Origin of the sequence: Flagellatimonas centrodinii (assembly GCF_016918765.2) — a bacterium.
Taxonomy (GTDB): Bacteria; Pseudomonadota; Gammaproteobacteria; order Nevskiales; family Nevskiaceae; genus Polycyclovorans; species Polycyclovorans centrodinii.
Window position 1 is genome coordinate 1773016 of record NZ_CP092104.1, and the last position, 25283, is coordinate 1798298.

Sequence of the window (25283 nt, forward strand, 5' to 3'; positions counted from 1 at the left end):
TCACAGATTGAACCGCGACCCCCCCCCCTCACCCTCACGGAGCCCTCCCATGAAAACTCTGCTCGTCACCTTCACCCCACGCACCGGGTCCCACACCGCCCGGCTGGTGGCCCATGCGCGGCAGCACATCCGCGGTGATATCGACCTCATCGACCTGGCGCGACGGCCGGTAGCGATGCTCGACACCGCGGCAGTGGATGCCTACGTCAAGCGCAATTACGGGGGCCAGACCCTGGCGGCCGACGAGGCGGCTGCGTTGGCGGTGCAGGATGCCGATGTCGCCAAGGTGCTGGCGGCAGACGTGCTGATGCTGGCATCACCGATGCACAACTTCGCCATGCCCGGGCCACTGAAGGCGTTTCTCGACGGCATCATCCAGAAGGGTCGCACCTGGGATGCCGATGCCAACGGCTATCGTGGACTGATGACCGGACGCCGGGCGCTGGCGCTGTTCAGCTCGGGTGGGGTCTACGGTGACGGCGGCGGCGACCACTACAGCCCGCTGGCGCGAACCCTGTTCGGCTTCATGGGCTACAGCGAGGCCGAAGTGATTTCGGCGCAGGGCACCAGCCGCGACGCGGCACAGGCGGTGGCGTCGGCGCAGGCCGCACTCGATGCACTGTTGCCCCGCTGGTATGTCGACGCTGTCTAGCGCGACCCGTGGTAGCGCAGCGCGAAATGCAGGCTGAAGTCCGGGCTGGCGTTGACGATCAGGTCTTCCTGGAATGCGAGGTCGGCCTGCCAGCGGTCGTTGAAAGACCAACGTCCGCCGAGACTCAGCTGCAGCCCGGGGTCGCCGATATCGCTGTCGACATTGCGGTAGAGCGGTGTATGCGCGTAGAGCTGGCCGAGCGCCGACAGCGGGCCGATCAGGTGCCGTTGCAGGCCGAGGCTGGCGAAACCGGCGGCTGGCTGCTGCCGGTCGGCGAGGGCGCCACGGGTCTGCTGCAGGCTGCCACCGACGCTGTAGTGACCCCCCCAGTCGCTGCCGTCGGCGAACGGCAGCGCGCTGTCCAGCCACAGGGCAGCCCCCAGGTGCCCGCCAGTCAAGCGGGCGTCGTCGCCGGTGGGCAGCTTGAGCATCAGTCGCAGCACCTGGCCCGGTCGCAGGGCGAAGCCGACCCGTGCCTCGAGATCTCCGAGGCCGCGCGCGTTCCGGTCAGTGTCGAGGACCGTGACGCCGTCCTGCACCAACTGGTAGCGGTACTGATCCTGGGCAAACCGTTCGCGGCCGCCATTGGGCAGGCTAAAGATATCGTGCCAATCCTCGATGAAGCGGTCGAGAAAGCCGCCGCCGGTATCGAGCAGGCTCAGCCGCAGTCCCCAGTCGACACTGGGGCTCCAGCGTCCCCGAACGTCGATGCCGAGGCGCAGGGTCTCGCCGTCCAGCCGTATTGATTCGCGGTCGAGGTCCTCCGCATAGAACTCGCTGGTGAGGTCGGTGGTGAACTGCCACTGCTCCGGGCCCTCTGCCGCCAACGCCGGCGCTCCGGTCAGGGGCAGTGCGGCAAACCGGCTCAGCGCCGCCTCGTTGCGGGTCTGCAACCCGCCGGCCTGGGCGATGACGGGCAGCAGCAGGGCGGCTAGCAGGGGGATCGCTGGGCGCATGGGGCGAGGCTCGGTTGGCGGTCTTGGCGCCGCAGGGTATCGCACTCCGGCGGCATGACGGTGGTAGGATCGCGCGCTCGCCAGCGCTGACGTGCGCGTCGCCCGGCGACACGCCCAAAGACTTCTGCAAGGTTGATGTGTCATGACGGTGGTAACTGAAAACGTCCGTATCCAGTCGGTATTGCCGGTGGCGACGCCGGCCCAGGTCAAACAGGAGCTGCCGCTGTCGGCCGCCGCTGCGGAGACCACGCTGAGTGCCCGCACCGCGATCCAGGACATCCTCCACGGCCGCGACGACCGCTTGCTGGTGGTGGTCGGCCCCTGCTCCATCCATGATCCGGCGGCGGCGCTCGACTACGCCGAGAAGCTGGCGGTGGTGCGCGAGCGGCTGGCCCGCGACCTGCTCATCGTCATGCGGGTGTATTTCGAGAAGCCGCGCACCACGGTCGGCTGGAAGGGGCTGATCAACGATCCCGATCTCGATGACAGTTATCAGATCGACAAGGGCCTGCGACTGGCTCGCAAGGTGTTGTGCGATCTCAATGACCGCGGCATGCCGGCGGGTGTCGAGTACCTCGACATCCTCACCCCGCAATACCTGTCGGACCTGGTGAGCTGGGGCGCGATCGGCGCCCGGACCACCGAAAGCCAGTTGCATCGCGAGATGGCCTCCGGGCTGTCGTGCCCGGTCGGCTTCAAGAACGGTACCGATGGCAGCGTCAAGGTGGCGGTCGACGCGGTGGTGTCGGCGCGCAGCCCGCACCGCTTCCTGTCGCTCACCTCGGAAGGGCAGTCGGCGATCTTCCAGACCACCGGCAACCCTGACTCGCACGTGATCCTGCGTGGCGGCAGCAAGGGCCCGAACTACGACGCCGGCAATGTCGACGCGGCCAGCGAGGCGATGGAGAAGTCCGGCCTGCAGCCGCAGGTGATGATCGACTTCTCGCATGCCAACAGTTCCAAGCAGCACCGGCGGCAGGTCATCGTCGGCCACGATGTGGCCAGCCAGATTGCCGGCGGCGACCGCCGCATCATCGGCGTGATGATCGAATCACATTTGGTCGAGGGCCGTCAGGACGCGACACCCGGTGGCACCCTCACCTATGGCCAGAGCATCACCGATGCCTGCATTGCCTGGTCGGACACCGAACCGCTGCTGACCCAACTGGCGGAGGCCGTGGCGACGCGGCGGCAGGCACGGCAGTCGTCTGCCGACGTGTGAGATGTGGGGAGCGCCGCCCCCGAACGGTTGACCTTCAGGCAGACGCGCGGTGCGGCCGTTCGGGGCCGTCGCTGGACAGGACGTCCAGCGTCGAGCGATCCAGGGATGGACTTGAGCGGGGCCCGAATGGCCGTACCGCGTGGCTGCCAGCACGGCGACCGTAGCGCGCCGCGCGAATCACCCTGCCCCGTTGCGGCAGCATTCGCCCCCCGGCGCTCAGAAGTATTCGCCCTTGAACAGGTTGGCGAACACCACCTGTTGCAGGCTCGGCTTGTCCGACTCCCCGCCCTTGCCCTTGCCGCGCGCGGAGCTGGATGAGGGGAACAGGTTGAAGCCCTTGTTGAGCACGTAGTCGTTCATCTTCGGCCACACCGCGTAGCTGATGGCGGCCGCGGTGCCGAGTGTGGTGGCGACGCTCTTGGGCCGCTCCAGAATCGCCTTCAAGACCACGTCGGCAGCATGGTCCGGGCTCCAGGTGGGCACATAGTCGTAGATCTTGGTGGGCGCGATCATCGGTGTCCGCACCAGCGGCATGTAGATCGCGGTGATCTCGATGTTCTTGTGCTTCACCTCGGCCGCCAGCGAGCGCGAGAAGGCATCCAGTGCCGCCTTTGAGGCAACGTAAGCGGAGAAGCGCGCCGCGTTGGCGAGCACCCCGATGGAACTGATGTTGATGACATGGCCGCCCTTGCGCTGGGCCATGCTCGGCAGCAGGTTGAGGATCATGCGGATGGCGCCGAAGTAGTTCAGCTGCATGGTCCGCTCGAAATCGTGGAAGCGGGTGGTCGATTCCAGCACAGCCCGGCGGATCGAGCGCCCGGCATTGTTCACCAGGATGTCGACATGGCCGAAGTCCTCGAGGATCTGCTGGGCACAGTGGTCGATCGCCGCCATGTCGTTGAGGTCGCAGGGATAGACGTGCGCTTCGCCGCCGGCCTTTTCGATGATGAAGCGGGTCTGCTCCAGTTTTTCCCGGGTCCGCGCCACCAGAATGACCTTGGCGCCGGCAGCGCCCAGTTTCTTGGCAACGTTGAAGCCGATACCGCTGGACGCGCCGGTGACAATGACCACCTTCCCTGCCAGCCGACGCAAGGCGCCCTTCGGGATCTTGACGTCGAGATCGAGGAACAGCTCCCAGTACTCCCACAGCACCTTGGCGTAGTCGCGGATTTCCGGGCATTTGACGCCACTGCCGCGCAGCGCGCGGCGCGTCAGCGTGTCGTCGAACACGGCCTGGTTGCGGACATAGCCGAGCACCGACAGCGGCGCCCCGATGGCCTCGGAAATGGCCTTCTCCACCGAGCGCGGCAAGCGCCGGCCAAGCTCGTTGGCCAGTGGCCGCAGGGCGGCCGGCATCGGCGGCAGGTCGATGCGGGTGGCGAACTCGGGACCGTGGGCGGCCTTGAGGAAGGTCTGCAGCAGCTCACCGACGCTGGGGGCATCGGACTGCACCAGGTGGAAGCACTGGCCGTCGAGCCCTTCCTTGTGTGCCAACGCATCCATCGCCCGCACCACGTAGTCGACCGGCGCGATCGGCACCTTGCCGCCCTCGATGCCCAGCAGCGGCAGCCAGCGCGGAATGCCATAGCTGATTTTCTGCAGCGTCTTGAAGAAATAGTAGGGGCCGTCGATCTTGTCCATCTCGCCGGTTTCCGAGTGCCCTACCACCGCGCCCGGGCGGTAGATGCGGAACGGCACCTTGCACTCGTCGCGGACGATAGCCTCGCTCTGGAACTTGGTGCGGAAGTAGGGATGGTCGACCGGCTGGCCCTCGTCGAACATCTTTTCGGTGAAGCGGCCAACGAAGCTGCCGCCGGCCACGGCCACGCTGGAGGCATGATGCAGACGGATATCGCCCCCGAGCGCATGCGCCAGAGCCACCACGTTGCGGGTGCCCTCGTTGTTGATGCGATCGCCGGTGGCATCGTCCATGTTCATGTCATAGACGGCAGCAAGATGGAACAGATGGTCGATCTTGCCCTTGAGCTTCTTCAGGTCGGCGTCGCCGATGACGCCGGCGCTGGTGACGTCGCCAGACACCCGTTTAAGGGTGCCGGGCGTGCCTTCGTAGCGGCGCTTCAGCCCTTCGAACTTGGCTTCCGAGCCGTCGCGAATCAGGACATGGACGGTGGCGTCTTCACGGGCCAGCAATTCGCCGAGCAGAAACTTGCCGATGAAGCCGGTGGCGCCGGTGACGAGGTATTGCATGGAAGCGCTCCAGAGATGGCAGACATCAATGGGCGGACTTTACCCCAGACCGCGGGGGTGGCATTGAACGATCCGTCGGGAACCCGGAGCTCAGTGTGTCAGCGAGCAGCTCAGCCGCAGACCGCCGGCACCGGCACGTGGACAGTGATGGTCGTCTTCGGCGCGCTGATACGCGGACGGCAGTGCCGGCAGTGCCGGCATCGCCGCATCGGCCAGGGGGACCGGACTCAGACGCGGGGCGTGCGCCGCACTGGCCATGCCCAGCACCATGCCGAGGCTGACCCAGCCGAGCACGCGCAGGGGGCGCGGCCGGCGGCCGGCGTGAAACTGTTGGTCGTTGATGATGCGGTACATGGCGGCAGTCCCTGGCGGCAGACGGCCATCTCAGCGCATCCGGCGGCGCACAGGGGCGGCTCGCCGACGGGCGGCGCCGACGCAGGGCATCAGCGGCTGCGGTACCGTAGGGCTGTCACCGACGGGGTGATGCCTGAAGGAGAACGTGCATGGGAATTCTGTCGTGGGTGCTGCTGGGTCTGGTGGCCGGTGTGCTTGCCAAACTGTTCATGCCGGGCAAGGACCCGGGCGGCTTCATCATCACCATCGTGTTGGGCATCGCCGGCGCCTTCGTCGGCGGCTGGATCGGCACCCAGCTCGGCATCGCCAGTTTCAACGGGTTCACGCTGCAGGGCATTCTGGTGGCCACCGGCGGGGCGATGGTCCTGCTACTGCTGTACCGGTTCATCCGCCGATAGCGATGCAGTGAACGGCCCGCGCCGCAGCGTCCGAAGAGTCGGGCGCTCGCGGCGCGGCGCTGTCAGTAGTCCCCCTCCTGATGGCGGGCCGCGTCGCGGATCTCGCGGCGTTCTGCCAGACGCGCTTCCCGGTCCTTGTCGGTGGCCCAGATCACCTGCGGCAGCAGCAGCACCCGCAGCAGGCCGACCAACATGTAGAGGTAGCTGGCCGAGAACAGCACGCCGCAGAACATCGAGACCCACTCGAAATTCACCGACACGAACTTGATGCCCCACCACGACATCACGTCGGTCACCGAGGCCGCGAGGCCGATCGGAAAGACCCACTGATACGGCCACAGGTGGTTGAAGTGCAGCGAGAACGGGATGCCGATGATGAAGAAGGCGGTGGTGAACCCGAACAGATGAGCGTGGGTGAAGGCGATCAGTTTGCCCAGGCTCATCTGCGCGAAGTAGGCCTCGGCATTGCCGTAGACGCCGAGCATGTACCAGATCTCCGACGCACCGAAGCAGAAGGCGATACCGAACAGCACGGTGGCCATGGCAATGCCCCGTTTCACGCCGGTGGGCATGCCATGCAGGTTGATGTCGACCGTGTGTGCCTGGAACGGCACCATCCACCAGAAGAACAGCAGCAGGGCGAAGAAAAAGCCGATCAGTGCCAGCGGCCCACCCACGGCTTTCCAGCGCGGGGTGGGTGGTGGTAGCTCGATCACCGCGGGCGTGTCGACCGGAGCGTCGCTGAAGAAGTCGAAGCCGTCGTCGGCTGCAGATGGCATCGCGGTCTGCACCACGGGATTGCCGGCCCGCGTTTCCGCCGCAGCGTCGGTGGCCGCGGCGCGGGCCACCAGCGCTACCCCGATGAAGAAGGCAGCCAGCAGTAGTTCCAGCAGTCTTGCGCGCCACATGGGGGTTCTCCGGCGTCAGGCGCTCTTGAGGCGCACATAGATGAGGGTGCCGGCGTTCTTCACCGCACGGGTAATCGCGGCAGCGAGGTCATCGCCGGTGGCGCGCGGCAGCGCATCAAGGGCGATGCCGATGAAATCGGCGTAGACCGGGTGATCCTCTGCCTCAGGCAGTTGTCGACTGTTCAGCACGCTGACCGTTTCGACCCGCAGCTGCCGGTCGGTGGTCATCAGCAGGAAAAAGGTCTTGCCCTGATGGTGCACGGGGAAGATCAGCGCGGTTCCCACCGGCCGGCGGTCCACCAGCGGAATGTAGAGGGTGTTCTCGTCATCGCGCGTGAGCGTGGCGCCAAGGCCCTTGGCGCGGGCGATGTCGGATTCGGTCAACAGGGCGTCGCGTGGCAGATAGGCCCGCACCCCGGGGAAGGCCGCCTGCACCTCCTGCGGCACCAGGCTGGCGATGTCGAGCCAGTCGCCGGGCGCTGCCGGCGTTGACCGGCTGCTGCCGGGGTTGGCGCGAGCGCTGGCTTCCACACCGTTTCCATGGCCGTCGCCGTCGCTGTCGAGGCCAGCAATCCGCTCCCAGGCAGCGGCATTCATGCCGCCAGTCTTGAAGGCTTCGCCATAGGGGTTGACCGGGGTGCCGCCACCGTCCTTGTGGCAGGCGTTGCAGCTTGGCGTATAGCCGAACTGCTGCTGGTAGAGGCGCGCAAAGGCGGGCTCCGCAGCGGCTGGCAAGGAGATCGAAGCGAGGGCGATCAGGGTCGCGGGCAACAGGGTCTTCATCGGGGTTACCAGTCTCCGAACAGGGACGGGACGGCGTCGCGCATGGCCGCCCGGGCAGCCTCACCGGCAGCGCCGGCGGCGACCATCTGCGCGTGTTGTGAAGAGTCGGCAGGCGGCATCAGCAGGGCGGCTTTGTCGGTGCCGGTGTAACGGGCCCAATCCAGGGCATCGCGGATCTTCGGACTGTCTTCGATGCGTGCCAGCACCTCGGCCTCGTCGGCGCCGGCCATGAAGTTCAGGCGCGCTGCCGGGTTGCCGCGGTGACAGGCAAAACAGTAGGTCTCGAAATGCACGAGGACCGAGCCATTGCTGATGGTCAACGGCGGTACGCCCACGGGTTGCGGTGGCGACAGCGCGGTGGTGTCCAGACAGCAGTAGGCCAGCGAAGGCCCGTCCAGTGACGATAACAGCGCCTGCATCAAGGCGATCCGGGCCGCCGGTTCAGGTGCGAACGGCTCTGCCGGTAGCTTGATGACCGCGGCCTCGACCTGCCCGAAATCCCCTGCGGTGAGCCGCTCCAGCTGGCGGATGTCGTCGACCGTGAACAGACTGGCGAGCCCATAGGCGCCCTCCAACGTCTCGGATGTCAGCACTCGCCGGGGGGGGCGTGGTGTCAGCGGATCAATGGCGGCCGGCAGCGGCGGAAGCGCTTCGAAGGCGGCGAGATCCTCGTTGCTGCGGGCGCCCCCTTGTGGACCGATGTCGACAAACAGTCCCCGTATGCGGCCCAGCCAGCCGGTATGGCCGACCAGCGGATCGCGATTGGGCAGGTCGTTATCGGGCACCGGGATACCGGCTGCCGGCCATGCCCCCGCCTGCAATTGGCGCAGGCGCTCAGCCCCCGCGCTGCGGGTGTCGTAGCCGCCCGGGTCCCAGGCATAGCGCAGCGCTTCGGTCAGCAGCTGCCGGCGGCAGGGCTCGCCTTCGGTGCCGCAGCCATTGATCCAGACCCCCTGGGTCACGACCAGGAATTGACCGATATCGGTGAGCTCGTCATAGCGCTCCGGTATGGCCAGCGGCACGGCAGCGGAGACCCCGAGGTAGCCGGACGTCGCCTCGCTGCCGCGGCCGATACGGTCGGAAATGGCGGGGTGCGCGTTGGTCTCGTTCCAAGGGCGCTGGGGGAAGATCGGGCCACCCCCTTGATGGCAGGTGAGGCAGATGTCGCGCCGGGCATAGACGATGCGCGGCTGACCGTCGGCGCGGTAGTCCTGCACCAGTTGGAACTCGAACCTGCCGGCGACCTCGTTGTAGCTGATGACTTCGATCTCGTCCGCTTTCTCGGTAAAGCCGAGAAATAGCTGGCCGCGCGGTGCCAGGCCGAGACTGGCCGGTGTACTGGCCGCCTCGAAATCGGTCGCGACCAGGATTCGCGGCGCCTCGAAATCGGCTTGACCCTTCAGCAGTGAGCGGCCGAAGGGAATCAGCAATTGCAGCGGTCGGGCCCCCTCGGGATGCTGCTGTGCCAGCAACGCCACCAGATCCTCGAAGGGATAGGGCAGGCCATCCGCCTGCGCCATCAGGTGATCGAACAGCGAACGGGTCCCCTCCGGTGGCAGGTCGGTTTGGGCGATCCCCTGTCGCAACGGTCCGACAGCACCGGCCATCACCGCGGCGCGCGCCTGCAGGTCGGGACCCGCCGGCGACACCGCCGCCGGCCATAGCCACCAGCCCCCGATGGCGATCAGGGCCAGGACCAGGCCGGCGAACAGGGCTTTCATCACGCGACGGCTCAGAGAATCTTGAGGAATTCCCGCAGCGCGTACTTGTCATCGTCACTGAGCGAGATGCCGAACTGATGCCCCTTGTTCTCGACGAGGTCGTCACATTTCATGAACAGCGGTCGGTGCGGATCGCTGGAGGCAAAGTTGGCGATCGGCGTGCCCTTGGCGACCGGCAGCTTGATCGGCCCCTGCATGTCCTCGCGCGGGGCGATACGGATGTCGGTATCGGTCACGCCGATCTTTTGCGGACGACTGGGGGTGATCGCCGGGTCGTCACTCATCATCAACTCGGCGTATGCCATCTCGAATTGTTTGATGCGCCCAGCCACCGTGGTGTCGAGCGTTTGCCCGTCATCGAGGTAGGTCAGCTCGCCGATGGCGTTGTTGTGCAGGAATGGTGCGGTCGCCCACACCGACAGCAATGAGAAGTTGCGCAGGTAGCCGGGGCCGCCTTCAATGATTTTTTCACCGATTTCGATGCCGCCGAGGCCCGGCACCATGCGGTTGGTGACCCGCGGCACGCTACCGGGGGATGGGCGTTGTTTGTAGGTCTCGGAGGAGAATTCCTCCCAGATATGGCCGGCGTTGTGGTTGTCGTGCAGGGCGCGACAGCGATTGGTGCCGACCTGGTGGAACGGTACGGGTTCGTCGTTGGATAGCCAGTCCTGGCCAAAGACATCGGCGTCGGCGAACTGGCGCGGCCGTCCGTCTGCGCTGAGGTACTTGTTGCGGAAGGCTTCATCGGAGCGCTCGGCCTCGCTGAATTCCAGCTGCCAGAAGGCCTCCGAGCCGAAGACATGTCCTTCGTAGTAGCGCGCCAACGCCGCCTTGTCGGCGCGGATGTTGTCGGGCGCCATCTTCGAGCTGTGACAGCTGGCGCATTCGCGGGCGAAGATCTTGCGGCCCTCCGGGATCGCCGTTGTATCGACAAAGTCGCTGCCCGGGGTGCCATCCACATCCACTGCCTTCAGCAGATAGGTGGGGCCACCGGTGATCAGAAAGGCCGCGAGATCCGGCATTTTGGCGTCGGCATGGTTCCAGGCTTCGCAATCAGCGGCGCACTGTTCGATGGAGAATGGACGCTGCGCTGCCTTCTCGCCGAAGAAGGTGCCGGGATTCGGGAATTTCGGCGCCCAGCACTCTTCGGTGCACATACCGATGTTGACGTAGACGCGAATCAGCGCGAGATGCTCGCCGACCGAGTCTTCGCCGCCCTTGAGCACGTGCAGGGTCTTGGCCTTCTTTACCTCACCGGTCACCGGATGCTTGATGTCCTCCTCGAACACCCGCTTGTTGAAGAAATCCATGATGTTGTTCTGGGTGCCGGGGTTGTGCTGAAAGTCGTTGGCCACCAGCGAGGTGTCGATGGTGCCGGCACGGCCGCCCTTGAGTACCTGCCGGATCGGCGAGTCATGCGGCGTGCCCTGAAAGAACATCAGGGGCTGCACGATGTATTGGTTGCCGATCAACGCATGGATGTTCTCCCACTCCGGTGCGTTGGGGTCTTTCGGCGGATGCGTGGGGTCGAATGCGACATGGCACTGCACGCAGGGATGGCCAATGACGAAGCGCTGGTTGTAATCCTCGCTGGCGGGATCGAACACGGTCTTGCCGTCGTCGTCCTTGACGACGCCGGGTGCGGGGTACTTGCGGTATCCCAGCACGCCCGAGCTGAACGGGTCATCGCAGCGGTCCATCCAGAAGGTGCTGGCATCGCCCTCGGTGCACCCCGGGTCATTGATCAGCCCGTATTGGGTGAAACGGTTCTTGCGCTCGCGGGTGTCGAGCCAGGGGTAGCGGATATTCTGGATGCCACCGGCTACGCGTGAGAAATGTTGGTAGATCTCATCCTGATTGCCGAAAGTGCCCTTGAACCACACATCGCGTCCGCGGCGGACCTGTGCGCGTGCCAACCGTGCCGCCGCCGGATCGCGAGTCTCCAGCTCGGTGAACAGGGTGGCGACATAGCGGCAGCTTTCGCGGTCATAGGCGGTGGGTTGGGGTTCGCCGCAGGGCGGTGGCGCCTTCTGTGGAATGGCGACGATATCCCAGGTGATCTCGCCCTGGAATTCATGGGTGGTGAACGGACCGGTGCCCGCATGCCAGCGCTTCTGGCTGGCCAGGGTGTCGTAGAAGTGGTCGGCGTACCAGTCCCGCTTTTCGGCCACCTGAGGGCTGCCGTCCCAGACGCCGGTGAGCCGGTCGCGTTCGGCGAGATCGGCGATGGACACTGACCGGTTCTCGGAGCGATAGCCGGCGGCAGCAGCGTCGCCGTCGGACGTGGTGGGCTCAGCGAAGGCAAGTGCCGAGTAGCCGAGCAACGCGCACAGGGTCGCCAGCAGGCGGGTGGTTGTCATGGGTCTCTCCCCCAGGTTGGACCTTTTGTCCCGAGTGTAGCGCCGACGCTCCTTCGCCGGAGCGCTTTTGCGCGATTGCAGCGGCAGGGGGCGAGTCGGGGCACTCACGGACACCGGTTCGGACGACATATTAGTGGCGAACCGTATCCGCGACCGAGGCTGCAGCGTATGGTTGACGCCTCGTCGAACCGATCGATACATTCGGCCCGATCAACGATCTGGATTATTCGCAAGGAGACCTGCGGCATGCGTCATGCCTGCAGCCTGTTCGTCGCGCTGGCACTGCTGTGGTTGCTCCTGTCGGGGCACTACGCGCCATTGTGGCTCGGCTTTGGCTTGCTCAGCTGCCTCGCGGTGGTTGCGTTGGCCGTGCGCATGAAGGTGGTTGATGCTGAGTCGGTGCCTTTGCAGCTGGGTCTGCGGTTGCCCGTATTCTGGCTGTGGCTGGGGTGGGAAATGGTGAAAGCCAACGCAGCCGTGCTTCGCTGTATCGTGATGCCGGGCGCTGCGATCTCGCCGACATGGGCGCGGTCGTCGATGCACGAAGTCACCGACGGGGGGCGCGCCATTCTCGCCAATGCCATCACCCTGACACCGGGGACACTCTCGGTGCGGATGCACGCCGATCACATCGAGGTGCACGCGCTGACCCGCGAGGGGGCCCGTGCCATCGAGGCAGGGGTGATGGATGATCGCGTGACCGCACTGGAACGGGGTGCAGAGCGATGACCATGCTGACCGCGGTGATGGTGGCGGTAATGGTGACCATGATCTTGCTGTTGCTGCGGGTGTTTCTCGGCCCGACGGTGTACGACCGCATTCTCGCCATCAACCTGGTGGGGACCAAGACGGTGCTGTTCATCGCCGTACTCGGGTTCCTCAGCGGCCGCCCCGAGTTTCTCGATATCGCGATCGTCTACGCCTTGATCAACTTCATCGGGACCGTCGCGGTCCTGAAATTCATGCACTACGGTGATCTGGGGTGGGATCAGGCGGGCCGCGAAGAGGGAGACGTCTGACGATGGCGACCTGGATCGACGTGCTGGCCAACCTGCTGCTGGGAGCGGGTGCATTGTTGGCGGTGATGGGTGCCATCGGCGTTCTGCGGATGCCCGACTTCTTCACCCGTACCCACGCCGGATCGGTTACCGAAACCGGCGGCATGTTGCTGATCATGTCCGGACTGCTGCTGCTGGCGCCGGATCTGGCGGTAGCAGTGCGTTTGCTGCTGATCGTCGTATTCCTGCTGTTTACCAGCCCGACGGCCGTGCATGCGCTGGCGTATTCCGCGGTTCGTGACGGGCTCAAGCCACAACTCGTTGATGGTTCCGGGTCATCGCCGTGAACGACACGCTGCTGACCATTCTGCTGCTGACGCTGATGGCCGCCGCCGCCATCGCCATCGCACGCATTCGCAATCTGTTTGCGGTGGCCATGTTGACCTCGCTCTACAGCCTGCTGTCGGCCTGCATGTTCATGGTCATGGATGCGGTCGATGTGGCGATGACCGAGGCATCGGTCGGTGCCGGTATCACCACGGTGTTGCTGCTGGCCGCGCTCGCGCTGACACGTTCGCGCGAACAGCCAGTGTCACGCGCGCGCACCGTGCGCGCACTGCTGGTGACCGGCCTCACCGGTGCCGCATTGCTCTACGCCACGCTCGACATGCCGCATTTCAATCAACCTGACACCCCGGTGCACCAGCACCCCCTGCGGGCGCACTACCTCGAAACCAGCGTGGACGAGATCGGCGTTCCCAATGTGGTGACCTCGGTGCTGGCGAGCTATCGCGGCTACGACACCTTGGGGGAGGTGACGGTGGTGTTTACCGCCGGGATCGCGGTGATCATGCTGCTGGGTGCCCGGAGACGACGCCGGTGATGGCCGACAACCCGCTGTTGCGCGTTGTCGCCAAGGCATTGATCCCGATGATCATGCTGTTCGCCCTGTATGTGCAGTTTCACGGCGACTTCGGCCCCGGCGGTGGGTTTCAGGCCGGCGTCATCTTTGCCGCTGGTGTGGTGTTGTATGCGCTGGTGATGGGATTGGACGCGGCGCGGGCCGCAGTACCCTCATGGGCCGTGCGGCTGGCGGTCTCCGGCGGTGTACTGCTGTACGGCGGGACCGGTATTGCCTGCATGTTCCTCGGCGGCGCGCTGCTCGACTACGACGTGCTGGCCCATGATCCGCTGCACGGCCAGCACTACGGCATCCTGCTGGTGGAGGCCGGCGTCGGGCTGACGGTGGCCGGTGCGATGATCGGCATCTTCTTCGTGTTCGCCGGCCGCGGGCGCTTGCGATCGCCGCCGCCGTCCGAGGAAGCCCCATGAGCACGGTACTGGGGCTCTACAATTATTGGATTGTGGTGCTGTTGATGATGATCGGGTTTTACATCGTCATCGGCTATGACAACCTGATCAAGAAATTGATCGGCTTGTCGTTGTTTCAGACTGCAGTGTTCGTGCTCTACATCAGCATGGGCAGCCTGCACGACGCGACCGCGCCGATTCTGATGGAAGGTGGTGCGTTGTATGCCCATCCGCTGCCGCATGTGTTGATTCTCACCGCCATTGTCGTCGGCGTCGCCACCACGGCCCTGGGTCTGGCGCTGGTGGTGCGAATCCATGAGGCGTACGGCACCATCGAGGAAGACGTCATCATGGCCGCGGAAGCAGCCTCCCGACCGCCGCCGGAGACCCCCCGCGGATGAGCGGCACCTGGCTGGCACACCTGCCTGCGCTGCTGGTGATGATGCCGCTGATGGCGGCGCCGCTCTGCGTGTTGCTGCGGCGGCCGTTGCTGGCCTGGGCGGTGTATCAGCTGACCACCGGGGTCGGGCTGCTGCTGAGCATCGCGCTGCTGCTGCAGGTGATCGAGGTGGGTGTCGTCCGCTACGCCATCGGGGGGTGGGCGCCGCCGGTCGGCATCGAGTACCGCATTGATGCGCTCAATGCCCTGGTGCTGGTCATCGTCTCCGGCATGGCCGCCCTGCTGGCCCCCTATGCGCGCGCCAGCGTCGCCCGGGAGATCGACGCAGACCGCGCTTATCTGTTCTACGCGTTGTTGCTGCTCTGCCAGTGCGGGTTGCTCGGCATTGCTGCGACCGGCGATGCCTTCAACCTGTTCGTGTTTCTCGAAATTTCGTCGCTGTCAGCGTACGCACTGATCGCCATGGGGCGGCACCGGCGGGCGCTGATGGCGGCCTTCGAGTATTTGGTCATGGGCACCATCGGCGGTACCTTCCTGCTGATCGGTATCGGTCTCATGTACATGATGACCGGCACGCTCAATATGGCGGACCTGGCGGAGCGGTTGCCGGCGGTCATGCACACCCGCACCATCGAGGCAGCGCTGGCCTTCATCGTGGTGGGCGCCAGCCTCAAACTGGCGCTGGTACCGCTGCACGCCTGGCTGCCCGGTGCCTATGGCGAGGCCCCGTCGGTAGTGAGCGCATTCCTGGCCGCCACCGCGACCAAGGTAGCGGTGTATGTGCTGGCTCGCTTCCTGTTCACGGTATTTGGTATCGGGTTCGCCTTCGGCACGTTGCCGCTGGGCGATATCCTGATGCTGCTGTCGGTGGCGGCGATGCTCTACGGGGCGGTGGCCGCCATCTTCGCCGATGACCTCAAACGGGTGTTGGCTTGGTCCAGTGTGGGGCAGATCGGCTACATCGTGCTCGGCCTGTCGCTGGCCACGTTCGACGGGCTGACCGCCTCCGCACTCCACCTGTTCAACCATGCCCTGATCAAGGGGGGGCTGTTCGCCATGGCGGGGCTGTTGATGCTGCAGGTCGGCGGCACCCGCATGGCGGACCTGGCGGGATTGGCGCGACGGTTGCCGGGGCTATTCGTGTTGCTGCTGATCGGCGGACTCGGACTCGTTGGCGTACCGCTGACCGCCGGCTTCGTCAGCAAGTGGGCCCTGGCGCAGGCCTTGATCGCCGAGGCACAGTGGCTTCCGTTGATCGCCATGCTGGTCAGTTCGCTGCTGGCGCTGGTCTATGTCGGGCGGATGATCGAGATCGCCTGGTTCCGTGAACCCCCAGAGGATGCGCCCGCCGCGACGCCGACGCCGTTGGCGATGACCCTGACGGCCTGGACCCTGGTCGCCGTGTCGTTGTGGGTGGCGGTCGACAGTGGGCCGCTGTTGGGGCTGGCGCAGGCGGCGGCGACGGCGGCCCTCGGGGTGACGCCATGATGCCCGGTCCGGGTCCGATGACCCTGCTGGCGGCGGTGCTGCTGCCCCTGGCCGGGGCCGCCGCGCTGCTGCTGTTGCGTCGCTGGCCCAATCTGCGCGAGGCCGCGACCTTGGTCAGCGGCCTGCTGTTGGCCGCGCTGGTGATCCCGCTGTGGTCGACCGATCCGGCACAGCCGCTGCGGTTCACACTATGGCAGTGGATGCCGGGGCTTTCGCTGGCACTCGAAATGGAGCCGCTGGGGTTGCTGTTCGCCACCGTCGCCGCCTGTCTGTGGCCCATCACGTCGCTGTATGCGATCGGCTATATGCGGACCGCCGGGGAGGGCCACCACACCCGGTTCTACACCTGCTTTGCCATTGCCATAGCGGCCACCATGCTGATCGCGTTTGCGGCCAACGGCCTGACCCTGTTCATTGGCTATGAAGTGCTCACGCTGGCCACCTGGCCGCTGGTGGCCCACAAGGGCACGGCGGAGGCGCGTCGCGGCGCCCGCATCTACCTGATCACCCTGCTGACGACCTCGATCGGCTTGTTCCTGCCGGCGCTGGTGTGGACCTACGCCCTCACCGGCACCACCGACTTCCGCGACGGCGGCATTCTTGCCGGGACCGCACCGCCTTTCGTGCTCGGCATTCTCTATGCGCTGTTCCTGTTCGGCATCGGCAAGGCGGCGCTGATGCCGTTCCACCGCTGGCTGCCGTCGGCGATGGTGGCGCCGACTCCAGTGAGTGCGCTGCTGCACGCGGTGGCGGTGGTCAAGGCGGGCGTGTTTACCGTGCTCAAGGTCACCATCTACTTCTTCGGCATGGACACCATGCGCGTCAGCGGCGCCGGCGAAGCGATGGCCTGGGTGGCGGCCTTTACCATCGTGGTGGCGGCACTGATCGCCGTGCGCGAAGACAACCTCAAGGCCCGATTGGCCTATTCCACCATCAGCCAGCTCAGCTACATCGTGCTGGGCGCTGCGCTGGCGACTTCAGATGCCCTGCTGGAGGGTGCCCTGCACATCGTCACCCACGCCGCAGGCAAGATCACCCTGTTCTTCTGTGCCGGGGCCATTTACCTGGCCGCGCACAAGACCCGGGTCAGTGAGCTGGATGGCCTGGGGCCGCAGATGCCGTTCACCTTCGCCGCCTTCACCCTCGCCGCGATGTCCGTGATCGGTCTGCCGCCGCTGGCCGGCAGCTGGGACAAATTGCTGCTGATGGAAGGCGCGGTCGAAGCCGGCACGCCGATGATGATGGGGGTGTTGCTGGTCAGTTCCCTGCTGGGCGTCGCCTACCTGATGCCGATCCCGATTCGGGCCTTCTTTCTGCCCCAGCATGGGGCGCCGGCTGAAGCAGACGACCCCTCCGGGGAGGCGCGGGTCGGCCGCCGCGCGAAGATTCGTGAGGCGCCGCTGGCCTGTCTGATTCCGCTGTGCCTGACCGCGCTGGCCTGCTTCTTTCTGTTCTTCTTTGAAGACCAGTTGCTCAGCCCGCTGGCCGACCGGCTGGGTTTCGGCTGGGAGGGTAAATGAACGACCGCCGACGCTGGCTGGATGACCCCAGGAACGTGAGCCGGCTGGTCCATGGCCTGTACGTGCTGTGTGCGGCGCTGTTGCTGGCCGACCTGCTCTATACCAAGCACACGCACTTCCCCTTTGAGGCCTGGTTCGGGTTCTTCGCCTTCTTCGGTTTTGGTGCCTACGTCTTCATTGTCATGAGTGCCAAGCTGCTGCGGCGCTGGTTGAAGCGGCCCGAGGATTATTACGAGCGCGACCGGCCGGGAGCGCACGATGACTGAGGCACTGTTGAACCCGGCCCTGGTGATGATCGTCGGCGGCATGCTGCTGCCGCTGTTCAAGGAGACGGCACGCAAGGTGGTGATGCTGGCCCTGCCGGTCGTCAGCCTGGCGCTGTTGTGCTGGCTGCCGACCGGCGATGCGGGCATGGTGCAGTTCTTCGGCATGACCCTGGAGACGCTGCGGCTCGACCGTCTGGCCTTCATCTTCGGTGTCATCTTCCATATCGCCGCGTTTCTGGCGGTGATCTATGCCCTGCACCTGAAGGACACACTGCAGCATGTGGCGGCCACGATCTATGCCGGTGCTGCGATTGGCGCGGTTCTGGCGGGTGATCTGGTGACGTTGATGCTCTACTGGGAGCTCACTGCGTTGTCGTCGGTGTTCCTGATCTGGGCACGACGGACCGAGCGGGCTTACCACGTCGGCATGCGCTATCTGATCATCCAGGTGGGGTCGGGGGTGTTATTGATCGCCGGCATCGCCGTGCGCTATGTCGCCACCGGTAGCATTGATTTCGAGCGGATGACCCTGGCCGAGCCCGGCGCGCTGTTGATCTTCCTTGCCTTCGGCATCAAATGCGCCTTCCCGCTGATGCACAACTGGCTTCAGGACGCCTACCCGGAAGCCACGGTCACCGGCACCGTGGTGTTGTCGGCCTTCACCACCAAGCTGGCGGTCTATGCGCTGGCGCGTGGTTTCGCCGGCACCGAGCTGCTGATCTGGATCGGCGCGGTGATGACCCTGTTCCCGATCTTTTTCGCCGTGATCGAAAACGACTTGCGGCGGGTACTCGCTTACAGCCTGAACAACCAGCTCGGGTTCATGGTGGTGGGTATCGGCGTCGGCACCGAACTGGCGATCAACGGCGCTGCTGCCCATGCCTTCGCTCACATCCTCTACAAGTCGCTGCTGTTCATGGCGATGGGGGCGGTACTGTTCAGGGTCGGCACGGTCAAGGCCTCCGAGCTCGGCGGGCTTTACAAATCCATGCCCTGGACCGCGGCATTCTGCATCATCGGTTCGATGTCGATTTCAGCGTTTCCGCTGCTGTCGGGTTTCGTCACCAAGTCGATGATTCTGACGGCGGTGGCCGAGGAGCACCTGTGGGTGGTGTGGCTGGTCTTGCTGTTCGCCTCCGCTGGGGTGCTGGATCACTCGGGGATCAAGATTCCGTTCTTCAGTTTCTTTGCCCACGATTCCGGTAAACGCTGCGAAGAAGCGCCGCTGAACATGCTCATTGCCATGGGCATCACCGCCGCACTGTGCATCGGCATCGGCCTCTACCCGCAGCCGCTATATGCCCTGCTCCCATTCGTGGTCGACTACGACGCCTATTCCACCACCCACGTGATCACCCAGCTGCAGCTGCTGCTGTTCGCTGCCGCCGGTTTCGCGGTGCTCTACCGGCGTGGCTGGTATCCCCCCGAGATTCCCTCGCTCAATCTCGACAGCGATTGGCTCTATCGGCGTGCCTGGCCGGCGCTGTGGGGTGGGTTGGCGCGGTTGGCCGGCCGGCCGCAGGCGCTTGCGGTTCGGGCGCTGCCGGATCGCTCCGCGCAGGGATTGGTGCGCGTATTGCAGCGCCACTTCCGTCCTGGCGGCCTGATGGCCGGCCCCTGGGGTACCGGGTTGATGGTGTTGTGGGTTGCCGTCCTGCTGATGGTCTACCTGGTGTCGTCGTTCGATTAATCGAGCGCGGCACGCAGCACCGCCAGCCGCTGCTGCAGGGCAGCGTCGTCGTAGGGGCGGGCCGGGTGCCGACCCCACACCGGGGCGGGCCAGGCATCATCGCCTTCGAATCGCACGATGTGATGCACGTGCAGTTGCGGCACCACGTTGCCCAGCGCGGCCACGTTCAGCTTGTGCCCGTCGAAGCTCCGCATCATGGCCGCACCCAGCTGCGACGACTCGCGCCACAGTTGCTGCTGTCGAGCCTCGGCCAGTTGATGGATTTCTCGCAGATCCGGCAGACGCGGTATCAGCAGACACCAGGGGTAGCGGGCGTCGTTGATCAGGCGAACGCTACACAGCGGGCCGTCGAGCACCGGCACGCTGTCGGCGGCGAGGCGAGGGTCGAGAACGAAGGACATCGGTGGCGGCTACACTCGGCGTATGGACACTGCCAAGCATACGCAGCACCCGCGAACGGCGTTGGTGGCCGGCCCGACCGGCCTGGTCGGCAGCGCCTTGATCCGCCGGTTGTTGGCCGTACCGACGGCCGGACCGATTCTGGCCGTCAGCCGTCGGCCCCTGTCCGATCACCCCCAGCTGACCGTCTTGCCGGTGCCGGATGGCGGTGCGCTGCAGCTGCCGGTCGCCGTCGATGATTTCTACTGCGCGCTAGGAACCACGCTCAAGCGGGCGGGTTCGCGGCAGGCCTTTCGCGCCATCGACGTCGACTTGGTGATTGCGTTGGCGAAGGCGGCGCGTTCCGCGGGTGCGCAACGGGCGGTGGTGGTCAGCGCCATTGGCGCCAACCCCCGCAGCACCTCGTTCTACCTGCGCTGCAAGGGGGAGATGGAGGCAGCGGTCGCGACCTTGGGCTTTCACTCCCTGCACTTCATGCAGCCGTCGCTGTTGATGGGCGAACGCACCGAACACCGGTGGGGTGAAGGTGTGGCCCAGCGGCTGGCGCCGCTCTACGCACCGCTGCTGGTAGGCGGGCTGTCACGGTATCGGCCGGTCAGCGGGGAGACGGTGGCCGCACGCATGCAGACCGTGATGGCGACTGCCGCGCCGGGCGTCCACCGGCACACCTTCGGGACCGATCAGCGGCTCTCGTCGTCGGGGTAACGCAGCGGCGGATGCCAGGTGGCCGCGGACCCCGGCACGTGCTCGGCCAGCCATGTGAGCATGTCGGTCCAGATCCGCTGGGACTGCGCGCGTGTCGGCATGATCCCGGCGTGGGGTAGTTCCAGTGTGATCACCGGCAGTGCCAGATCAACGCCGGCGAAGTTGCCGAGTGAGCCTGGATAGGTGCCCAGTTGGTTGAGCCGGAGCAAGCCGAAACGTTGCGGAGGATGTTGCGGGCCATCGAAATCCAGCACCCCATAGGGCGCGTGGATGGAGACGATGGCATGCGGCTCGAACTGGCGAATCTGCTCGGTCAGCCACACCGTTTCCGGTTCTGACAGGGCGCGCGGGCCGGGGTATCGGCGAGGGTCGGCGCCGGTGCGATGACGCCAGTACTCCAGTGCCCGCGTGCCCCAGTCCACCGACGGAAAATTGCGATTGAGGTCGACGCCACCCCGGTTCATCCGCCAGGACGGCGCCCGCAGCAGGCCATCCGGATTGGCGCTGGGAATCACCCGCCAGTGGAAAGGTTGCAGACGTTCCTGGTCGAGACGCCGCATCCAGTCGAAGACGATGCTGACCGACGTCAACTCATCGCCGTGAATGCCGCCAATCATCAGCACCCGACGCGGCGCCGCGGCCTCCGGCCGTGGCCGGAAATCCCGGTGCATCAGCGGAAATCCGGCGCGGCTGGCGGCGTCGGCCTGAAAGCCGGCGGCCTTGCAGAAGTCGGCATCGACGCTTCGCAGTCGCTGACCCAGACGCTCGCAGGCATGGTCAACCGAGGCCAGCGGAATCGCCGGTCCAGCAAACGAGGGAAAGGTCAGCCCGGCAACAAAAAGCCCGGCTAGCAGCCGGGCTTTGCAGGCAGGGCGCCCGCGATCAGGGCTTGGCACGTTCCTGTCGAACCTTCTCGATCAGCACGTCGGCCACCGCCACCATTTCATCGAAGCCGCCGGCCAGGGTGGGGTTGGTGTAGTACTTGCCACCCACCACCAATGTCGGGGTGCTGGAGACGCCGTAGCTGCGCGACAGCGCCTCGGCGCGACGCACGCGGGCATCCACGGCAAACCCCTTGAGGGTGTTTTCCACCACATCCGGCATGATCGGTGCGTTGGCTTCGAAGACTCCGACGATCTGGGCTTCGGTGGCCAGCGGCAGTCGCCGGACATGCATCGCCTCGAACAGCTTGGGATGGACGCTGTCGATCAGTTTCAGTGTGTCGGCGGTGTAGTAGGCCTTGCTGTGCAGCAAGCCGATGGGACGGCCGAGGCTGTTCGGTACGCGGACGAAATCGACATCAGCCGGCAGGCGATCAGCCCACGGTTCCAGCGTGTTTTCGAAGTTATAGCAGTGGCTGCAGCCGTACCAGAAGAACTCTTCGACCGCGATACGCTTGTTGTCCGATGGCTCCGCGACCTCACGCACTTCCTTGTAGTGCTTGCCTTCGACAAAGGCACTGCCGCTGCCACCTTGCGCCGAACAGGCGAAGGTGAACAGGCTGAGGAGGACCGCCGTCAGGGCGGCGGGGATGCGCAAAGTCATGGACAACACTCCTGTGTCTACTGAAGGCCGTTGAGGTAGGACGCCAGCGCCTCGATCTCTTCATCGGTCAGCTGCTTGGCGATCGTCACCATCATCTGACCATTGTGCGAGCCACCGCGTTCCCCGCTGCGGTACGCGCGCAGGGCGGCCGCGGTGTAGGTGGCGTGCTGGCCGGCCAGATGCGGGTAGGCGGCGGCCGGGTTGCCGGCACCGGTGGGGCCATGGCAGCCGGCACATCCGGGGATGCCACGTTCGGCGTCGCCGGCCCGGTACAGCGGCTGGGCAACGGCGACAGAGGCCTCACTGGCGACGCCGGGTTTGGCGGTCTGGGCCGCATAGTAGGCGGCCAGGTCGGCGATGTCCTGATCCGACAGGCCGGCGGCCTGACTGCTCATCAGGACATTCTTGCGCGCGCCGGACCGGAAAGCCTCAAGCTGGGTTTTCAGGTAGGGTGCGCCCTGCCCGGCCAGGCTAGGCCATTCAGGGTTGCCGCTGTTGCCTTTGGGGCCATGGCAGGCGCCACAAGTCGCGGCTTTGGACTCGCCGCGCGCAACATCGCCGCCGGTGAACAGATTGCCGTCGGTCGTTTCAGCCGCGGCGAACAGGGGCAGGCAGAGGGATAGAGCGAGAACCAGGCGCTTCATGGGTGGGGAACTCCGCAGGGTTAGCCTTGCCGGACTGGCAGCAAGCGCGTCAAATCGTTGAAGATGGTCCGCAATTCTACACGGTAGCAGCCAGTTGATGACACAGAATCCCTTTGCTCGCGCGCAGTTCCTGTTGTCCTGCGCCCGCACCGCGCAGCTACCCGACGACCGCGCGCCGGAGATCGCCTTTGCCGGCCGCTCCAATGCCGGCAAGTCGTCGGCGCTGAACGCGCTGTGTGGCCAGAAGCAGCTGGCACGTGTGTCCAAGACCCCCGGCCGCACCCAGCTGTTGAACCTGTTCGAGGTGCCCGGCGGGCGGCTGGTCGACCTGCCCGGCTATGGTTATGCCCAGGTCCCCGGCGAGGTGCGGCGGGACTGGGGCAAGCTGATCGGCGCGTACATGGAAACCCGGGACAACCTTATCGGTGCCGTGCTGATCATGGACATCCGGCACCCCTTGACCGATTTCGACACCCAGATGCTCGACTGGTCCGCCAGCCGCCGCCTGCCGGTGCACTGCCTGCTGACCAAGGCCGACAAACTCGGTTACGGCGCGGCCAAGAACACCTTGCTGCAGGTGCAGCAGGCGATCACTGATCGTGACCAGCCGGAGACCACGGTGGCGCTGTTTTCGTCGACCAGCCGGCAGGGGCTCGACCCGGCACGTCAGCACCTGATGGGCTGGCTGGGGATCGGCCCCGACGGTCAGCCGCTGGCAGCCTGACCGCCGCCTCACGCCTCACGCCTCACCTATTGGAGTAACGCCATGTCGCAGCCGGAATTTGATGTCGTGGTCTTCGGCGCCACCAGTTTCGTCGGCCAGATTCTCACGCAGTATCTGTTCGATCGCCATGGCGCCGGCAGCGCCGAGCTGCGCTGGGCATTGGCGGGACGCTCGCAAGCCAAGCTGGCCCAGGTGCGGGGCGGGCTTGGCGAGAGTGCAGCCGACCTGCCGCTGATCGTCGCCGATGCTGCCGACTCGGCGGCACTGACCGCGCTCTGCAGCCGGACCCGGGCGGTCATCTCCACCGTCGGGCCGTACGCGCTCTACGGGACGCCATTGGTCGAAGCCTGCGTCGACAGCGGCACCGATTATTGCGACCTCACGGGCGAGGTCCAGTGGATCGACGAGATGATCCGTCGCTTCGAGACCCGGGCTCAGGCCTCCGGGGCGCGCATCGTCCACTGCTGTGGTTTTGACTCGATCCCCTCCGATCTCGGCCAGTGGGTGTTGCAGCAGGCATCGCAGCGGCAGCTCGGGGCGCCCTGCACAACCGTGAAGATGCGGGTCAAGGCGCTGCGCGGCGGGTTTTCCGGCGGCACCGTGGCCAGTCTGATGAACGTTTTCAAGCTGGCCAGCGAAGACCCGGCGCTGCGCAAGAAGCTCGGCGATCCCTACCTGTTGTGCCCGGACGACCGGCGTGGCGAAGGTCGACAGCCGAACGTCAAGGGGCCCGCGCTCGATCCCGACTTCCAGGCCTGGGTGGCGCCGTTCGTGATGGCCGGGATCAACACCCGCGTGGTGCAGCGTTCGAATGCGCTCAGCCAGCAGGCCTGGGGTACCCGCTTCCGCTACGACGAGGCGATGCTCACCGGCAAGGGGTTCAAGGGACGGCTGTCGGCCATCGGCCTCACCGCCGGGCTTGGCGGCTTTCTGCTCGGCGCCGCGCTACCACCGACCCGGTGGGTCCTTGAGCGCTTCGTCGTGCCCAAGCCCGGCGAGGGTCCCAGCCCGGCGGCGCAGGCCAGTGGGTTCTTCGACCTGCGATTCCATGGCACCACTGATGATGGCCGCTCGATGCGGGCCAAGGTCACCGGCGATCGCGACCCCGGCTATGGCTCGACCGGCAAGATGCTGGGCGAAGCCGGCGCCTGCCTGGCGCGCGATATCCCCGACCTGCCCGGTGGTTTCTGGACCCCTGCCACCGCCTTCGGCCAGAAACTGGTCGACCGCCTGCAGGATCATGCCGGCCTTCATTTCGAGGTGGCGGAGGGCTGAGTCCTGAACCCGGCCAAGGCGTGAACCCCTTTTAGCGCGACAAGGGTTTCAAACAAAAACGCCCGGTGGTCGGGGAAACCACCGGGCGACCAACTCCGGCCTAAGGGGGGAGCCGGAATTCCGCCCAGGGAGAGGAGGCGGGAGTGACGGAAGGGAGGACCGCCACTCGCAGACTTGGAGGGCGTCGCCGCAAGGAAGTTCCCGCCCCCCGAACGGAAACTGTGAAATCGCCACAGCGCGCCGTTAGCGAGGGTTGTTTGAGGAACTCCGGGCAACGTTGAAACCGCCGTGAAGCGTAGCGAGCGAAGGCTGGCTGAAAGCCGCCGGAGCGCAGGAAGCGGAATGTATCGAGAGATACATGAGCATTTGTCAGGCACATCCGTGTGCCTGCCCCCTTCGGGGCTACGCGCAGTTTTCGTTCCAGACGAAACTGTCGAGCACCGCCTGCTTTCAGCCAGTCGAGCGCAGTAGCTTCACGGTGGTTTCAACAGAAAGCGCCCGGTGGTTGGGGACACCACCGGGCGACCAGCTCCGGCCATTGGGGGATGCCGGAATTCCGCCCAGGGAGTGGAGGCGGGAGCAACGGAAGGGATGGCCGTTCCTCGCAAACTTGGAACGTCGGCGGGTGCGGAAGTTCCGGGGGGGTGCACGGACGCCAACGCGACACAACCCGTAAGCAAAATCTCACACTTGAAAATCAACCATTTAGCGAGGGGTGGGACGCATCCTGGCCGTGGATGATGTCAATAAAATATT

The 25283-nt window shown here is 65.6% G+C and carries 27 protein-coding genes; 16 read left to right on the forward strand and 11 right to left on the reverse strand.

Going from position 1 to position 25283, the window contains the following annotated elements; translation table 11 throughout:
* The first annotated feature begins 49 nt into the window (after positions 1-49).
* Positions 50-652, forward strand: a complete 603-nt coding sequence (locus JN531_RS08315; protein ID WP_228348401.1) for an NAD(P)H-dependent oxidoreductase — start codon at positions 50-52, stop codon at positions 650-652.
* On the opposite strand, the gene JN531_RS08320 is transcribed toward JN531_RS08315, so the two are convergent.
* Entirely contained in the window at positions 649-1608 is a 960-nt protein-coding gene (locus JN531_RS08320) for a DUF3187 family protein (RefSeq protein WP_228348402.1), read from the reverse strand. The genes JN531_RS08315 and JN531_RS08320 overlap by 4 nt on opposite strands.
* Positions 1609-1750: 142 nt before the next feature.
* Here JN531_RS08320 and JN531_RS08325 point away from each other — a divergent pair, with 142 nt between their 5' ends.
* Entirely contained in the window at positions 1751-2830 is a 1080-nt protein-coding gene (locus JN531_RS08325; RefSeq protein ID WP_228348403.1) for a 3-deoxy-7-phosphoheptulonate synthase, read from the forward strand.
* Between the two features lie 216 nt (positions 2831-3046).
* Here the strand turns inward: JN531_RS08325 and JN531_RS08330 are convergent, their stop codons facing one another.
* Both JN531_RS08330 and JN531_RS08335 read right to left on the reverse strand, forming a co-directional pair.
* Entirely contained in the window at positions 3047-5038 is a 1992-nt protein-coding gene (locus tag JN531_RS08330; protein ID WP_228348404.1) for an SDR family oxidoreductase, read from the reverse strand.
* A gap of 90 nt (positions 5039-5128) precedes the next feature.
* Positions 5129-5392, reverse strand: coding sequence for a hypothetical protein (locus tag JN531_RS08335; RefSeq protein WP_228348405.1), 264 nt, complete (start codon positions 5390-5392; stop codon positions 5129-5131).
* A gap of 149 nt (positions 5393-5541) precedes the next feature.
* On the opposite strand from JN531_RS08335, the gene JN531_RS08340 reads away from it, so the two are divergent.
* Positions 5542-5790 (forward strand): GlsB/YeaQ/YmgE family stress response membrane protein, encoded by a 249-nt coding sequence (locus JN531_RS08340; protein WP_228348406.1) that lies wholly within the window; start codon positions 5542-5544, stop codon positions 5788-5790.
* A gap of 62 nt (positions 5791-5852) precedes the next feature.
* Here the strand turns inward: JN531_RS08340 and JN531_RS08345 are convergent, their stop codons facing one another.
* The 4 genes from JN531_RS08345 to JN531_RS08360 are packed head-to-tail and all read right to left on the reverse strand — an operon-like array spanning position 5853 to position 11562.
* The gene (locus JN531_RS08345; protein ID WP_228348407.1) at positions 5853-6698 is read right to left on the reverse strand and encodes an Aq_1264-related membrane protein; all 846 of its coding nucleotides are present in this window, start codon (positions 6696-6698) and stop codon (positions 5853-5855) included.
* A 15-nt stretch (positions 6699-6713) separates the two neighbouring features.
* A complete protein-coding gene (locus JN531_RS08350) occupies positions 6714-7481 on the reverse strand; it encodes a hypothetical protein (RefSeq protein ID WP_228348408.1) in 768 nt (255 codons plus the stop codon).
* 5 nt (positions 7482-7486) lie between these two features.
* A complete protein-coding gene (locus JN531_RS08355; protein WP_228348409.1) occupies positions 7487-9202 on the reverse strand; it encodes a hypothetical protein in 1716 nt (571 codons plus the stop codon).
* A gap of 11 nt (positions 9203-9213) precedes the next feature.
* A complete protein-coding gene (locus JN531_RS08360) occupies positions 9214-11562 on the reverse strand; it encodes a hypothetical protein (RefSeq protein ID WP_228348410.1) in 2349 nt (782 codons plus the stop codon).
* A gap of 246 nt (positions 11563-11808) precedes the next feature.
* On the opposite strand from JN531_RS08360, the gene JN531_RS08365 reads away from it, so the two are divergent.
* From JN531_RS08365 to JN531_RS08410, 10 genes are read left to right on the forward strand one after another with little or no spacing between them, the layout of a single operon-like run.
* Positions 11809-12291, forward strand: a complete 483-nt coding sequence (locus tag JN531_RS08365; protein WP_228348411.1) for a Na+/H+ antiporter subunit E — start codon at positions 11809-11811, stop codon at positions 12289-12291.
* Between the two features lie 2 nt (positions 12292-12293).
* Positions 12294-12581 (forward strand): MrpF/PhaF family protein, encoded by a 288-nt coding sequence (locus tag JN531_RS08370; protein WP_436233311.1) that lies wholly within the window; start codon positions 12294-12296, stop codon positions 12579-12581.
* Positions 12582-12583: 2 nt separating this feature from the next.
* Entirely contained in the window at positions 12584-12907 is a 324-nt protein-coding gene (gene mnhG / locus JN531_RS08375; RefSeq protein ID WP_228348413.1) for a monovalent cation/H(+) antiporter subunit G, read from the forward strand.
* A gap of 35 nt (positions 12908-12942) precedes the next feature.
* A complete protein-coding gene (locus JN531_RS08380; protein WP_436233312.1) occupies positions 12943-13443 on the forward strand; it encodes a DUF4040 domain-containing protein in 501 nt (166 codons plus the stop codon).
* Positions 13443-13892, forward strand: coding sequence for a Na(+)/H(+) antiporter subunit B (locus tag JN531_RS08385; RefSeq protein WP_228348415.1), 450 nt, complete (start codon positions 13443-13445; stop codon positions 13890-13892). Before JN531_RS08380 ends, JN531_RS08385 begins: the two co-directional genes overlap by 1 nt.
* Positions 13889-14272, forward strand: a complete 384-nt coding sequence (locus tag JN531_RS08390) for a cation:proton antiporter subunit C (protein WP_228348416.1) — start codon at positions 13889-13891, stop codon at positions 14270-14272. Before JN531_RS08385 ends, JN531_RS08390 begins: the two co-directional genes overlap by 4 nt.
* Positions 14269-15759: a monovalent cation/H+ antiporter subunit D family protein gene (locus tag JN531_RS08395; protein ID WP_228348417.1), complete on the forward strand. Its 1491-nt coding sequence runs from the start codon at positions 14269-14271 to the stop codon at positions 15757-15759. The genes JN531_RS08390 and JN531_RS08395 overlap by 4 nt, the downstream gene beginning before the upstream one ends.
* Entirely contained in the window at positions 15756-17279 is a 1524-nt protein-coding gene (locus JN531_RS08400; protein WP_228348418.1) for a proton-conducting transporter transmembrane domain-containing protein, read from the forward strand. Before JN531_RS08395 ends, JN531_RS08400 begins: the two co-directional genes overlap by 4 nt.
* Entirely contained in the window at positions 17276-17545 is a 270-nt protein-coding gene (locus tag JN531_RS08405) for a hypothetical protein (RefSeq protein WP_228348419.1), read from the forward strand. The genes JN531_RS08400 and JN531_RS08405 overlap by 4 nt, the downstream gene beginning before the upstream one ends.
* Positions 17538-19235: a Na(+)/H(+) antiporter subunit D gene (locus JN531_RS08410; RefSeq protein WP_228348420.1), complete on the forward strand. Its 1698-nt coding sequence runs from the start codon at positions 17538-17540 to the stop codon at positions 19233-19235. Before JN531_RS08405 ends, JN531_RS08410 begins: the two co-directional genes overlap by 8 nt.
* Here the strand turns inward: JN531_RS08410 and JN531_RS08415 are convergent.
* Positions 19232-19636: an HIT domain-containing protein gene (locus JN531_RS08415; RefSeq protein WP_228348421.1), complete on the reverse strand. Its 405-nt coding sequence runs from the start codon at positions 19634-19636 to the stop codon at positions 19232-19234. The two genes, JN531_RS08410 and JN531_RS08415, sit on opposite strands and share 4 nt — an antisense overlap.
* A gap of 22 nt (positions 19637-19658) precedes the next feature.
* Between JN531_RS08415 and JN531_RS08420 the strand changes: the two genes are divergently transcribed.
* A complete protein-coding gene (locus JN531_RS08420; RefSeq protein ID WP_228348422.1) occupies positions 19659-20339 on the forward strand; it encodes a Rossmann-fold NAD(P)-binding domain-containing protein in 681 nt (226 codons plus the stop codon).
* Here the strand turns inward: JN531_RS08420 and JN531_RS08425 are convergent.
* Genes JN531_RS08425 through JN531_RS08435 form a run of 3 tightly spaced genes read right to left on the reverse strand, consistent with a single transcriptional unit; the run spans position 20315 to position 22528 of the window.
* A complete protein-coding gene (locus tag JN531_RS08425) occupies positions 20315-21235 on the reverse strand; it encodes a M14 family zinc carboxypeptidase (RefSeq protein WP_228348423.1) in 921 nt (306 codons plus the stop codon). The two genes, JN531_RS08420 and JN531_RS08425, sit on opposite strands and share 25 nt — an antisense overlap.
* A complete protein-coding gene (locus JN531_RS08430; RefSeq protein ID WP_228348424.1) occupies positions 21222-21884 on the reverse strand; it encodes a thiol:disulfide interchange protein DsbA/DsbL in 663 nt (220 codons plus the stop codon). Before JN531_RS08430 ends, JN531_RS08425 begins: the two co-directional genes overlap by 14 nt.
* A 17-nt stretch (positions 21885-21901) precedes the next feature.
* Positions 21902-22528 (reverse strand): c-type cytochrome, encoded by a 627-nt coding sequence (locus tag JN531_RS08435; RefSeq protein WP_228348425.1) that lies wholly within the window; start codon positions 22526-22528, stop codon positions 21902-21904.
* Between the two features lie 97 nt (positions 22529-22625).
* Here JN531_RS08435 and yihA point away from each other — a divergent pair, with 97 nt between their 5' ends.
* Together yihA and JN531_RS08445 are read left to right on the forward strand one after the other, a co-directional pair.
* Entirely contained in the window at positions 22626-23252 is a 627-nt protein-coding gene (yihA, locus tag JN531_RS08440) for a ribosome biogenesis GTP-binding protein YihA/YsxC (protein ID WP_228348426.1), read from the forward strand.
* A gap of 42 nt (positions 23253-23294) precedes the next feature.
* Complete coding sequence (locus tag JN531_RS08445; protein WP_228348427.1) at positions 23295-24527, forward strand: saccharopine dehydrogenase family protein; 1233 nt, start codon at positions 23295-23297, stop codon at positions 24525-24527.
* The last annotated feature ends 756 nt before the right edge of the window (positions 24528-25283 follow it).